11 protein-coding genes are annotated in these 12,821 nt (G+C 54.3%); 5 read left to right on the top strand and 6 right to left on the bottom strand.

Going from position 1 to position 12,821, the window contains the following annotated elements; genetic code table 11:
- Positions 1-15 precede the first annotated feature (15 nt).
- Both PMYSY11_RS02970 and PMYSY11_RS02965 read left to right on the top strand, forming a co-directional pair.
- Positions 16-1,719 carry an AAA family ATPase gene (locus tag PMYSY11_RS02970; protein ID WP_150548283.1) on the top strand — a complete coding sequence of 568 codons (1,704 nt, stop codon included), beginning with the start codon at positions 16-18 and terminating at the stop codon, positions 1,717-1,719.
- A 25-nt stretch (positions 1,720-1,744) separates the two neighbouring features.
- The gene (locus tag PMYSY11_RS02965) at positions 1,745-2,572 is read left to right on the top strand and encodes a hypothetical protein (protein ID WP_150548282.1); all 828 of its coding nucleotides are present in this window, start codon (positions 1,745-1,747) and stop codon (positions 2,570-2,572) included.
- Between the two features lie 132 nt (positions 2,573-2,704).
- On the opposite strand, the gene PMYSY11_RS02960 is transcribed toward PMYSY11_RS02965, so the two are convergent.
- Positions 2,705-2,956, bottom strand: coding sequence for a helix-turn-helix transcriptional regulator (locus tag PMYSY11_RS02960; protein WP_150548281.1), 252 nt, complete (start codon positions 2,954-2,956; stop codon positions 2,705-2,707).
- Positions 2,957-3,497: 541 nt separating this feature from the next.
- Here PMYSY11_RS02960 and PMYSY11_RS02955 point away from each other — a divergent pair.
- On the top strand, positions 3,498-3,818 hold the full coding sequence (locus PMYSY11_RS02955; protein WP_150548280.1) for a hypothetical protein: 321 nt from the start codon (positions 3,498-3,500) through the stop codon (positions 3,816-3,818).
- Positions 3,819-3,927: 109 nt separating this feature from the next.
- Here PMYSY11_RS02955 and PMYSY11_RS02950 read toward each other — a convergent pair whose 3' ends face one another.
- A complete protein-coding gene (locus PMYSY11_RS02950) occupies positions 3,928-5,526 on the bottom strand; it encodes a GMC family oxidoreductase (protein WP_069902587.1) in 1,599 nt (532 codons plus the stop codon).
- A 125-nt stretch (positions 5,527-5,651) separates the two neighbouring features.
- Between PMYSY11_RS02950 and PMYSY11_RS02945 the strand changes: the two genes are divergently transcribed.
- Entirely contained in the window at positions 5,652-6,680 is a 1,029-nt protein-coding gene (locus tag PMYSY11_RS02945) for an AraC family transcriptional regulator (RefSeq protein ID WP_150548279.1), read from the top strand.
- Between the two features lie 19 nt (positions 6,681-6,699).
- Here the strand turns inward: PMYSY11_RS02945 and PMYSY11_RS02940 are convergent, their stop codons facing one another.
- From PMYSY11_RS02940 to PMYSY11_RS02925, 4 genes are all read right to left on the bottom strand, one after another.
- On the bottom strand, positions 6,700-7,719 hold the full coding sequence (locus PMYSY11_RS02940; RefSeq protein WP_239655530.1) for a GGDEF domain-containing protein: 1,020 nt from the start codon (positions 7,717-7,719) through the stop codon (positions 6,700-6,702).
- A gap of 221 nt (positions 7,720-7,940) precedes the next feature.
- Positions 7,941-9,236, bottom strand: coding sequence for a TRAP transporter large permease (locus PMYSY11_RS02935; RefSeq protein ID WP_069902585.1), 1,296 nt, complete (start codon positions 9,234-9,236; stop codon positions 7,941-7,943).
- Complete coding sequence (locus PMYSY11_RS02930) at positions 9,226-9,702, bottom strand: TRAP transporter small permease (RefSeq protein WP_069902584.1); 477 nt, start codon at positions 9,700-9,702, stop codon at positions 9,226-9,228. The genes PMYSY11_RS02935 and PMYSY11_RS02930 overlap by 11 nt, the downstream gene beginning before the upstream one ends.
- A gap of 96 nt (positions 9,703-9,798) precedes the next feature.
- Positions 9,799-10,794, bottom strand: a complete 996-nt coding sequence (locus PMYSY11_RS02925; protein WP_069902583.1) for a DctP family TRAP transporter solute-binding subunit — start codon at positions 10,792-10,794, stop codon at positions 9,799-9,801.
- A 337-nt stretch (positions 10,795-11,131) separates the two neighbouring features.
- Between PMYSY11_RS02925 and PMYSY11_RS02920 the strand changes: the two genes are divergently transcribed.
- On the top strand, positions 11,132-12,598 hold the full coding sequence (locus PMYSY11_RS02920; protein WP_150548277.1) for a sigma-54 interaction domain-containing protein: 1,467 nt from the start codon (positions 11,132-11,134) through the stop codon (positions 12,596-12,598).
- The last annotated feature ends 223 nt before the right edge of the window (positions 12,599-12,821 follow it).

The raw sequence follows: 12,821 nt of genomic DNA, 5'->3' as shown, positions 1-12,821 counted from the left end.
GTCAGAATTAAAAATATGAAAGTATATTATCAAACCGGAAGCTCCTGGAATAGACCGCCAAGCAGACCAAAGTCAGAGCAAAATATTCTAACACTTTCATATAACAACTGGGATGACTTTGGCTCAAAGACAACACTGAATGCCGCTTTATTTTTTGAAGGCGAAAAATTACTCGAATTTTCATTAAAGACTTTGCTCAGCGACTCAAATTTTACAGCACAGCATCTAAACGAAAAAGTATCGAACGGCTGGGATGGCTTTTTCCCCATACCAGGAAGCGACTATATTTCAGTACCTAGCGATATAGATTTATATTCAGCCCTGATCGGAAAGATAGGAATTAAATCAACCATAAAAGTAATGGAATCAATCCGTGACGCCGGATACCTGAAGAACATTAAGCAGGATAAAAAAGCCATAAAGTTAATTGAGAAAGATGAATTTAAAAATTCATTGCTAAGAGAAGCTGGCGCAAGAAAATCATATAGTGACGGATGGCTGATCTTTGACCATGGCAGAAATTCTGCGATAGAGAATTTCTCTCTTAACCTAGAAAAGCGTAATGGCAGTTCACAGAGGGTCTCATTCGAGTTCAACTCAAAACTACTTCCATACGACATAAATGTTTTAATTGGCCCGAACGGGGTCGGAAAATCTCACTGTTTGAAATCCTTAGTTGAATACTGGCTTGGTGTAGATAAAGGAAGTAAGAAAGAGCTCGACAAAACCGGCCATGAGCCGTTTGATGAGACACCAAACATTTCCCGTTTGATACTTGTATCGTACAGCCCATTCGAGGAGTACACACTTGATCTTTCAGATGCCAACCTATTGGACAAAACCGCCTACAAATATTTTGGATTCAGACAAAATATAGAGCGAGACGGAGAGTCGCGAATAGGCATCAGTAGAAATCTACCCGCTAGTGATTCAGCGCACTCGCTACTTAAGGCCTTTGCTGACGACGAGAAATTTAGCTTCATGCCAAACTGGATTGGCAAGGTAAATATTATAAATAGTGTATTGCAAGCCGCCATTGGGTATGACGAGCTAGCACTTACGCTAACTGACGAAGTCGATAACGACGATCCTTTCTTACCAGACTGCTTTCGAACGATAAACGATTCTGACTATCTAATAGTAAACCGGGAAAATTATGATGCGCTTGAATTTTTCGACTTCTCTAACTCTATAAATTACCAAGCTGGCGTTACTTTTTTAAAAAATGGCACTCCTGTCGAACTTAGCTCCGGACAACGGCTATTTTGCTACATTGTAATTAATGTGGCCGGAGAAATTAAAAGGGATAGCCTTGTAATAATTGATGAACCAGAGCTATTTCTTCACCCCACCCTTGAAATCGAATTCATTTCCTTGCTAAAAAAAGTTCTTTCTGCATTCAGTTCAAAAGCTATCTTAGCGACGCACTCACTCGCAATAGCCAGAGAAATACCAACCAGATGTGTCCATGTTTTCCGAGAGCTTGAAGATGGGCTTGACGTCGTTAACCCTCCGTTCGAAACATTCGGAGGTGATATGCAACGTATATCAACTTACGTTTTTGGTGACGACTCAATATCCAAGCCATTTGACGAATGGTTAGAAATAAAACTAACCGAATATGGCAGTGCGAGCTCCTTGATATCAGCGCTAGGACGGGAAATTAACGAAGAAATAATAATAAAACTTCTAAATTCGGAGATTGGTAGTGGTCGCTAATATACCCCCTCCCAAGGAAGACTCCGTGGAAGTTTTCTTGAAAATCTTGGATGAACGCAAGCGGCACCTAGGCTTCTACCAACGCATAAAAAACGATTGGCAGAAGAACATTGAAATATACATTGAGCACAAAGGTAATCCGGCAAAAATAGCTGCTTTGGACTTACTACTTTATACGAAAGATGAAGATGAGGCCGAAGAGAGAAAGAAATCACTCATAGGCCTTTATAGCCCACAACAAGGAAAAATCCCACACGAAATACTATCTAAAATGCGTAGAGAACATGGGCTTATTTGCTGCCCGTCTTGTGGAGAAGCAGGTATTCCAGGGACGTTAGACCACTACCTACCTAAAGATGAATTTCCTGAACTTTCTGTACTATTGCTAAACCTCACTCCCATGTGTTCCGAATGCCAACAAGCCAAAGGAACACAATACAAAACTAATAACGGCTCAAAAAAATACATCCACCCATATTTTGATGAAGTTACTACACCATTATACAAAATTAATTTTCAACCGCCGTATAACAGCCCGAAATTCTCAATAGTCATGAATGGCGATATAGAGCCAGACCTACTAGAACTCGTAAATGAACACACTAGCGGGATCGACCTAATCCTAAGAATCAAAAAATTCTGCAATACAAAATATGTGCACTTACTGAAGTCTGCCAAGAGACATCGTGACAAAGGAGGACGTGTAGGTCTGGGCGAAATTATTGAAATACTATTACAGAGCGAAGAAGACAAATCAATAAACTGCTGGGAAGCTGTGTTCTATCGATCTGCGCTTGCAGACAAAGATCTCATTGACTATTTAGAGAACGGAGAGCTCCCAGACAATCTTTAACTCACATAAATACCAATGAAATTTACTGCCGGACTAAAGGAGCCTGAGGCTCCCCTCTAGCCCTCTGAAGAGGCTAAACCTGGTTTGCTCGTGCGGGTCAGTTTGTGAATTCCATTTGCTGCACGTCTGTCATCAATTAAACACTCCGTGGATTTCATCCAGCGTGGGCATTCTTGCGGGCACAACCGCAAGCTCACAGTCCAAGGCACCCAGGACTCGTGCATAGGCCATCATGCCCACCGAGAGGTCACCCCTCTCGATAGCGATAACCTTTTGCCGGGTGATAGAGGCCAGGGAAGCAAGCGCAGCCTGAGTCAGCCCGCGCTTTAGGCGGCGCTGGCGGATCTCGTTGCCAAGGCGTGTTGCGATAAGGGCGTAGTCCATGTCTGGTATACGTAACAAGTCAGAGTGGATGTAACGTATACACGACCATTTTCAATGGGCGAAGCGAATACGCTGCTCAAGCCCAAGAAACGACGCTACTCGGCCAAATAGCGATTTACCACCGATCACAATTCGCGACTGCGTTGGTGATAGGTTTCAACGCCTGATCCGCAACACAATCAACAGCATTAGCGCAGTCATCGTCAGATGGAAAGTCAAAACCTGACCGTTTCGCGGTACAAAAAACAGTACGCTGACGGTACAGTGCCCAGCTTTTACAGATTTCGCCTAATTACGCTTAACCAGCTCTACGGCGATGCTTTCAGCTAACTGTACCTGCGCTAAGCTACGCCCGATTTCACTGGACTTGCAGCGTTTCTAGGCAACTCATAATTCTTTAGCCCACGGTTCGAGTCCGTGTGGGCCAACCAAACAACGCAACGCACCCATCCCCCCAACAACCTTTCGTCCCATTTCCAGACGCACACTCGCCACTAGATATGTAAAATCGCCGGCTTTGTTAAAAGCTGGAGATGTAACGTTGGCTATTCACTACTCGCCCTCCCCTGACACTGTGGCTTGCGGCCGCACGGGTTCTAGCCTGAGCACTACCGGGGAAAAGGAGCAGGTTTCCTGCAAGCTTTGCCTGCGTTCTATTGAGAAGGAAGCGGCGCCTGCCGTGGCCCGCAGAACGCCAACGCTGGCTGAGTTGCGTGCGGCGGCCAAGGCCGAGAAAGCAGCGGCGGAACAGGTTAAGGCCAAGCCTGCTATGAGCGTTAAGGCTGCATGGCAGCAGCGCCTGCAGGAACTTCCGGGGCGTAATCGTCTGCCGCGTGGTGCTGCGCGCCAGAACTTCGTTTGATTTGATGGGTGGGGTTGTGCAATCGCTGAATGCCATTGCACAACCCCACAACCTTGCTGCAAAGAACCAACGGCTAGCGTTCAGCCGTGCTGCGAACGGGCAACTGTTGCTAGGCGTTCGTAGCTTGATCCTGCAATATCCACTCGGCCGCACGTTCGGCGATCATGATGGTTGGCGCGTTGGTGTTGCCGCCGATCAGCGTTGGCATCACCGAGGCATCAACCACGCGCAGGCCTTGAATGCCGTGCACACGCAGTTTGCTGTCGACCACGGCCATTTCATCTGAACCCATTTTGCAGGTACCTACCGGGTGGTAGATGGTGTCTGTACGATCACGAATCAGCTTGATCAGTTGTTCGTCCTGATCCTGATTAATGCCATACATTTCCTTTAGCTGCAGATGCGCCATCGGCGACTGGGCGATGATTTCGCGGGTCATCCGGAAACCCTTGAGCATGGTCTCGACGTCGTGGTCGTCACCGAGGATATTCGGGTCGATACGCGGTGCGTCTTTCGGGTCTGGCGAATTCAGGCCCATGCTGCCGACGCTCTTCGGCCGCAATACGCAGATGTGTGCGCTAAAGCCATGGCCCCAATGCAGCTTGCGGTTGTGGTTATCAATCAAGCCCACTACCGAATGCAGCTGGATATCGGGGCGGTCGAGGGTGGCGTCGGTTTTCAGGAAGGCGCCGGCTTCGGCAAGGTTGCTCGCCAATGGGCCTTTCTTGGTTCGGCTGTAGTCGTAAAGGTCTTTGGTCAGGCGCGGTGAAGCCCGCAGAGAAACGCCCATGAGTGAGCGATCGGTGCTCTTGTAGCACTGCACCACATCGGGGTGGTCCTTGAGGTTTTCGCCGACGCCCGGCAGTTCATGCTGGACTGGGATACCGTGCTTTTTCAGTTCGGCTTCCGGGCCGATACCCGAGAGCATCATCAGTTGCGGCGTGCCAAACACGCCACCGCAGAGCAATACCTCTTTGCGCGCGCTGATGATTTGTCGATTGCCTTTAACGCTCAGTTCGATACCCACTGCCTGCTTGCCTTGCAGCAGGACTCGTTCAGCCAGCGCACCGCTGATTACGGTCAGGTTCTTGCGCGCTTCACGTACCGGCTTGAGGAATGCGGTGGCTGCGCTCCAGCGACGGCCGTCGCGGATGTTGACGTCGAAGTAACCAACGCCTTCTTGTTCTTTGCCATTGAAGTCGGCATTGAAGGCATGGCCGGCATCGGTGCCGGCTTTGACGAAGTCGTGCGTGGTTTGCTGCACATCGGCGCGGCCCACATACAGCTCGCCGCCGGCGCCGTGATATTCACACTCGCCGCCGTAGTAGTTCTCACTTTTGCGGAAATACGGCAGCACATCATCGTAAGACCAGCCTTCATTGCCCAGGGCATGCCAGTCATCGAAGTCGGTTTTATGGCCACGGATGTAGATCATGCCGTTGATCGAGCTGCTGCCACCCAGCGTCTTGCCACGCGGCTGATAGCCCAAACGACCATTGAGGCCCGGCTGCGGCACGGTATTGAAGGCCCAGTTGACATGCTTGGTCGGCAGGATGACTGCGATCCCGGCTGGCATGTGGATAAACGGAGAGGAATCTTGTGGCCCGGCTTCGAGCAGGCAAACGCTAACGGCGGGATCGGCACTCAGGCGGTTGGCAAGTACGCAGCCAGCCGAGCCGGCACCTACGATGATGTAATCGAATGTCATCTGGCACTCCAATTGTTGTTGTTTTATGCGCCCTCGAACGCGACGCGAAAGCTACAGGTTCGATTTTCATCATTCAGTCTAGGTAATTATTGATCTTTGATGACTTTTATTTGATCTTTGGAACCATGACCGCACTGATCAGAACCACCTCATTCATCGGCTTTCGCGAATTGACCCGCGAACTGGGCGGCGACGCCGATGCAATGCTCGATCGCTTCCACATCAACCCCGCGCTGCTGGATGATGAAGACGCGCGCCTGCCACTCAGCGCGCTGGTTGGTTTACTTGAGCATGCCGCTAACAGCCTCGATTGCCCGGACTTTGGCCTGCGCATGGCCAAGTATCAGGACATGCAAATTCTCGGGCCCATCGCGGTAATCGCCCTGAGTTGCGCCACTGTTGGTCAGGCACTCACGGATATTGTGCGGTTTATCAGTTATCACAGCCCCGGCATCGAGCTTGAACTGAACACCCGCGATTCGCAGTTAACCCAATGGGTTATCACGCTCAATCTGCCGCAAGTTCGCTACAAGCGGCAGATGACCGAGCTGGCGTTGGGAGTGGCCTTGAATGCGATGAAGTTGTTGTGCGGCAGCAATTTCGCCCCGTATGCCGTCAGCCTGACCAGCTCCAGCACGCTGCCGCCCGCCACTTACCGGCGCTATTTCGCCAGCCGTGTTCTTACTGGCGAGGCGCACAATGCGCTGGTGATGACGGCTGAGCAACTGGCCCGGCCGATTGAGCAACAGAACTATAATCTGCACCGCACGCTTGAAGACTATCTTCAGCAGCACAGCCTGCAAAACGGCTCTGATCTGGTGGCGCAGGTAAACAAACTGATTAGCCGCTTGCTGCCCACTCATCGCTGCCGTCTGCCCACAGTTGCCGAGCAATTGGGTTTGCACCCACGCGTGCTACAGCGCCGGCTCGCAGAGTTGGACATGCATTTTGACGAGTTGCTTGAGGGCATTCGTAAGGAGCTGACTGAGCAGTATCTGGCCGAGCGGCACATGCCGATTTCGCAGATTGCCGGGCTGTTGGGTTACAGCGAACAGAGTGTGCTTAATCGGGCTTGTAAGCGTTGGTTCGGGCTAACGCCGCTGGCGTTCCGGCGCAAGTTGCTGAGCATGGAGGCGTCACACAATCAGCATTAAGAATTAAAGCTACGCCACGCTAGAGCGACGGATTTAATGAGTGCGCAGGCATTTCCGCCCCGCGATAATCGCGCCCGACCAACTGGTTACGCCCGCGACTTTTGCCAAGATAAAGACGTTTATCCGCACAACGATAAAGCTCGTTGGAGGTGCGGCCATCATGCGGCCATTCCGCCAGACCAAAAGTGGCAGACAGCGGCACGATATCTTCACCGTATTGCAAAGGCGTGCTGACGATTTGCACGCGCAACGCTTCAATCAGGTTGGCGGCGCGGTCGCTGTCGGTATTGCGCAACAGCACGCCAAACTCCTCCCCGCCCAAACGGCCAACACTGTCAGTCACGCGCAGGCGCTGTTTGAGCAGCGTGCTCATGTGCCTCAAGGCCTGATCACCGGCATCGTGGCCCCAGTCATCGTTAACGCCCTTGAAGTGGTCGATGTCCATGATTACCAGCACCAGCGGCGCCTGGCTGCGCTCCGCTTCGGCAATGCTGCCGTCGAGCACCTGCTGGAAACTGCCACGGCTCATTACCCCGGTTAATGCATCTGTCTGGGCGATGTATTCAAGCTGCGCATGAGCCGCTGCGCGCAAGGTTTCGTAAATGTGCACAAAGGCGATAATCAGCAGGCCGCAGGCCACGGCGTTGCCAAGATCGATCAAGCCCGCCGTATCCAAGGCCACCTTGTGTTGCTCGAAATACAGCACCGTCGGAATAATCATCAAAGGCGTGGAAAGCAGGAAGCCACGCGCCCGGCCCAGCAAGAGATACGACATCAGCGGAATGGTGTACACCCATACAAATGCCGCCTTGGAGGCATCAGGCATGATGATGATGTAGGTAATAAATGCCGATGTCGGGATGATGTAGAGGTAGATCCAGGGCGTCATGTTGCGCACATGCACAATCCGCCATGCGCCGTATAACAGCACGCCGGTCATCACCACTTCGAGCAGCGCAAACAGGTGGTTGCCGGCCAGAAACTGCAACACAGAAAAGCCGCCCAGCGTGACACCCGTCGACGCCAGAATGACCCGCATCAACGTTCGTTTGCCAGTTTCAGCCAGCCCGCTATTCGAGCGTTTCTCAATACTGGAGGATGGCATCCATTTCCCTGCGCTTCGTAATCAGGTGGTCCGACAACATTGCGAGCACTGCAACGAGTCGGCAACCCCTGAACAGCCTAACGCAACAATATAGCCTGATTACCGGCTTTTACACCGGCAATCCGAAAATACCTGACTACGGGTTCAACAATAGCTTAAACCGAGTAACCCAGCACACGCGGCAACCACAAGGCGATTTCAGGGAACACCGCTACCAGCACCAGCGCACTGCCCATGACCACGACAAACAGCAGCGCCCAGCCCACGGTTTGCTCCAGGCGGATTTTTGCCACCTCGGCGGTTACCATCAAGTTGATCGCGACTGGCGGTGTAAATTGGCCGATGGCAATGTTCATCGCCAGCAGAATACCGAACCAAACCGGGTTCCAGCCGAAGTGCTGCATCACCGGAATCAGGATCGGCATCAGAATCAGGTAGATCGAGATGGCATCCAGCAGCATGCCCGCCAGCAGCACCGCGACCATGACCAATATCAGCAACACCGTGCCGTTATCCGACAACGAAATCAGCCACTCGGCCAAATGGCGGAATGTGCCGAGCATGGTGCCAGCCCAGGCAAAAATGCCCGCCAGCGCGATAATCAGCATGACCACGCCCGAGATCACCGCGGCTTCACCGCACAAGCGCCACAAACTGCGCAAGTCCAGCTCGCGGGTTAGCCACAAGCCAACCAGCACGCCGTATGTCACGCCGGCCACTGCCGCTTCGGTCGGGGTGAACAGGCCGCTGCGCAGACCACCGAGAATGATCACCGGGGCAAATAGTGCCGGTAACGCCTGCTTGAAACTTTCCCACACCGCCGGGCGTTCGACCTCATCCGGCGACTCCCAGCCGTAATGGCGTGACAGCAACCACGCGGGCAGCAGCAAGACCAGCCCAGCGATGATTCCCGGGAACAGGCCCGCGGCAAACAGTGCGCGCAGATCAACACCGGGCACCACAATCGAGTAGAGAATCAGCGCGATTGAAGGCGGGATCAAAATCGCGGTCGAGGCCGACGCTGCAATCAGCGTTGCCGAGAAGGGTTTGGGGTAGCCGGCCTTGGTCATGCTGGGCAGCATCACCATCGCCACCGCCGCTGCATCCGCCGGGCCCGAACCACTCATGCCGCCCATGATCAGGCACACGAGAATCGCCACCAGCGCCAAACCACCGTGACGCGGGCCGATCAGCGCTTGGGCAAAGCGCACCAAGCGCAGCGCAACACCGGCTTTTTCAAACACCAAGCCGGTGAGGATGAACAGCGGAATGGCGATCAGCGGGTATTTGGCCACGCCGTTGTAGGTATTGGTGCCGAGTGTCGCGAGCATGTCCGGTGACAGCCCGGCGATGATGCCGATAGCACCCGACAAGCCCAGCGCGAAAGCCACCGGCACACCCAGTATCAGCAGCGCCAGAAAGCTCAGAATCAACCACATATCAGGGCTCATCGCTGATCCTCCCGCGCAGACGGTCGAGGCTCATTTGAGTCACCCGCCACAGCATCAACAGGCCGAGCAGCGGCAGCCAGATCACATACCACCAGTTAGGCAACCCCAAGCCCGGTGACTCGGAGTCCCATTGGAATTCTTCCCAGGCGAATTGACCGCCATAAGCAACCACCAGGCCGAGCACCAGCACAGCTGCCAGCCATTGCACGATGATTAGCGGCGTGCGCAGACGCGGAAACATCCGCTCCAGCATGCCGATGCGAATGTGGCGGTTACTGCGCAGCGCAACCGATGCGCCGGCAAAGGTCAGGATGACCAGCAGGAACACGGAAAACTCTTCGGTAAACGCAAAAGATGCATTGGTGAAGTAACGCACCACCACGTTGGCCAGGCTGATCAGGCTAATGATCACCAGCGCCAAGGTAGCCAGCGCACGCTCGAAGCGCGCGTCCGGTTGTTTTTTCATAAAGACCTCAAACAACCGCAAGCCCGGAGGCTTGCGGGTAAAACTCGATCATTGGGACGTATCGCAGAGCGCCGCAAACTGCGCCCCGCACAAGCATTATTGGGCGATTGCCGCTTCAGCAGCCTTGATCAGATCAGCACCGATTTTCGGCGCCCATTGTTCATGCACGCTGCGGGTTGCCTCGACAAATGCCTGACGCTCTTCGGCGCTCAACTCGACGGTTTCTACACCGCGCTCACGGATATCCGCCAGACGCTTGGCTTGCTGGCCACGCGACAGTTCGGTTTCCCACTTACCGGCGTCCAACGCAGCCTGGCGCAGCAGTTCGCGGTCTTCTTCCGGCAGGGTTTTCCACACGCGCTGGTTCACCGCGAAGATCAGCGGGTCGGCCATGTAGTGCCAAAGGGTAAGGTACTTCTGGCCGACTTGATCGACACGGGCAACGTCGAACACCGAGATCGGGTTTTCCTGGCCGTCTACTGCGCCAGTGGTGAGAGCCGGTTTGGCATCAGACCAGCTCATCTGAGTCGGGTTGGCGCCCAGTGCAGTGAAGGTGTCCTGGAACAACGGCGAGCCGACCACGCGAATTTTCAGGCCTGCCAGATCGGCCGGGGTGCGCAGCGGCTTGACCGAGTTGGACAGCTCACGGAAACCGTTCTCGCCCCACGCCAGCGGCACGATGCCGCGAGACTCGATCGCGCTGAACGACAACTTGCCCGCTTCGCCCTGAGTCAGCGCATCGAGGTCTTTGTCGTCTTTCATCAGGAATGGCAGAGAGAACAGGTTGAGTTCCGGCACTTGCGGCGACCAGTTGATGGTCGAGCCAACAGCCATATCAATCAGGCCAGAACGCATGGCCGAGAATTCTTTGGTTTGGTCGCCCGCTACCAACTGGGCATTGGGATACACGCGCAGGGTAATACGCCCCTCGGAGCGCTCGGCGACCAGATCAGCCCACTTCTGCGCTGCCTGCCCCCACGGGAAAGCGTCCGACAGAACGGTCGAAACCGAGTATTCGCGAGCTTGCGCGGAAACGGCAAGGGTTAAAGCGGCAGCAGAAGCCAGCAAGGTGAAGCAACGGGTGAATTTCATGGGACGTCCTTGGATGGATCGAGACTTTTTAATTTTTTGAATGCACGAACGTCAGCCATGTGGGCTGTGCACGGCAGATCCAGCGGCGCGCGGATAGCTCGCCAACGTGTGTCAGATAGACACCATGAGGGAGTGACGCGATAGGCGTCGACGCTTGCAGTTGGCCTTTTGAGCCTCGCGCAGGCGGATAGCCGGCTAACTATCTCAAAACAATGGCATAAACGCCATTAGCGCAAAGCATGAGAAGACCAATTGCATCAGGCTACGCCCGCGCCTTGCTGCGGGTCGGCTCAGATGCCCATAATCGCCCCACCCTCAATCCGGAAACCTTTCAGGCATGGCTATCTCGCACGGCGACCTCGACCAGAACGGGCTGATTATCGGCGTATCGCAGGAGCGTTTTCGCTCGGTGGCAATGCCGCTGCTGTTTGATCACCTGAACGCTCAATGCGAGGGCACCATTGCGGTCAACCGGCAGGCACGGATTGTCTGGATCAACGATAAATACGCCGCCAAGGTCGGCATCAGCGATCCGCGCAGCGTACTCGGTAAAGAGATTGAAGCGGTGCTGCCCGCCAGTCGCTTGCGCGAAGTGGTCGAGAGCGGCCAGCCGAGCATGCTCGATCTGATGGCGTTTGGCAGCGAGCATTTTGTGGTCACGCGCATTCCGCTGAGTGACGAAGACGGCACCGTGGTCGGCGCGCTCGGCTTTGTGTTGTTCGATCAGGCGCGGCATCTGAAACCGTTGATGGCCAAGTTCAATGTTTTGCAGAGCCAGTTGCTGGCGACTCAAAACGAACTCGCCAAAGCCCGCCGGGCGCGTTACACCATCGCCGGATTTATCGGCTCCAGCGCACCAGCCAGCGAGGTAAAACGCCAGGCCAGACGCGCCGCGCAGCTTGAATCCACAGTTCTGGTGCGCGGCGAAACCGGCACCGGCAAAGAGTTGCTGGCGCAGGGTATTCACAACCTGTCGCCACGTGCCAATGGCCCATTCGTAGCGGTGAATGTGGCCGCCATTCCGGAAACGCTAGTGGAAGCCGAGTTGTTCGGTACAGCGCCTGGCGCGTATACCGGCGCCGATCGTAAGGGCCGCATCGGCAAGTTTGAAGTCGCCAACGGTGGCACCTTGTTCCTCGATGAAATCGGCGATCTGCCGCTGCCCTTGCAAGCCAAGCTGCTGCGCGTGCTGCAGGAGCAAGAGATTGAGCCACTCGGCTCGAATCAGGTGAAACCGCTCAATGTACGGGTGATTGCCGCCACTCACATTGACCTTGAAGCCAAGGTCGCGGCGGGTCAATTCCGCGACGACTTATATTACCGCCTCAATGTGCTCGGCCTGAGAGTGCCGCCATTGCGCGAGCGCCGTGAAGATATTCCGGCGCTGGTTGAGCACCTGCTGGACGACATTGCCAACCGCTCAGGTCAGGCGCCGATGGAGCTGACCGAAGAGGCACTGAAACTGTTAGGCGAGCAACCGTGGAGCGGTAACGTGCGTGAATTGCGTAACCTGCTTGAGCGTGTGCAATTGGCAACGGAAGGCAGCGTGCTCGACGTCGCGCTGATTCAGCCATTATTGCGCGGCGCGGCGCCAGCTTCTCCAGCGCCAGCTGTTGCGGCAGATACCCAGCAGCCGATCCCGGAGCTTGCCACCAGCATGGCTCACGCCGAACTGGCTGCGCTTAAAACAGCGCTGCGGGCCTGTGACGGTAATCGCCGGCAAACCGCAATCCGCCTGGGGATTTCACGGGCCAGCCTGTATAACAAGTTGCAGCAACACGGCCTCAGCGAGCGCGACGCTTAACGAAAGTCCACTGCGCAAATGTCCAAATTATTGGACATATAATCGACAAATTCATCCAAAGAATCATACATGTCCAATTTTTTGGGCATATCGCGACATATCAAAACCCTCGCCAAATCGCCCCGCACAATCGCCTGACGGGCTGTAAACCCCAGCCTGCCTGCCGTGCAGGCTTGTCCGACTAAGGTCTTACGACAACTGGCACACCTTTCGCTCTATCACG

It is taken from the genome of Pseudomonas marincola, assembly GCF_900682675.2.
Lineage (GTDB): Bacteria > Pseudomonadota > Gammaproteobacteria > Pseudomonadales > Pseudomonadaceae > Aquipseudomonas > Aquipseudomonas marincola.
Note: the sequence above shows the minus strand (reverse complement) of the source record. Positions and strands in the feature narration are given on the sequence as shown.

Coding starts and splice junctions, on each gene's coding strand:
- PMYSY11_RS02950 (WP_069902587.1), bottom strand. CDS start 5,526: ATGACATTCGATTACATCATCGTAGGTGCCGGCTCGGCTGGCTGCGTA.
- PMYSY11_RS02935 (WP_069902585.1), bottom strand. CDS start 9,236: ATGAGCCCTGATATGTGGTTGATTCTGAGCTTTCTGGCGCTGCTGATA.
- PMYSY11_RS02940 (WP_239655530.1), bottom strand. CDS start 7,719: ATGCGGGTCATTCTGGCGTCGACGGGTGTCACGCTGGGCGGCTTTTCT.
- PMYSY11_RS02925 (WP_069902583.1), bottom strand. CDS start 10,794: ATGAAATTCACCCGTTGCTTCACCTTGCTGGCTTCTGCTGCCGCTTTA.
- PMYSY11_RS02960 (WP_150548281.1), bottom strand. CDS start 2,956: ATGGACTACGCCCTTATCGCAACACGCCTTGGCAACGAGATCCGCCAG.
- PMYSY11_RS02930 (WP_069902584.1), bottom strand. CDS start 9,702: ATGAAAAAACAACCGGACGCGCGCTTCGAGCGTGCGCTGGCTACCTTG.
- PMYSY11_RS02945 (WP_150548279.1), top strand. CDS start 5,652: ATGACCGCACTGATCAGAACCACCTCATTCATCGGCTTTCGCGAATTG.
- PMYSY11_RS02970 (WP_150548283.1), top strand. CDS start 16: ATGAAAGTATATTATCAAACCGGAAGCTCCTGGAATAGACCGCCAAGC.
- PMYSY11_RS02920 (WP_150548277.1), top strand. CDS start 11,132: ATGGCTATCTCGCACGGCGACCTCGACCAGAACGGGCTGATTATCGGC.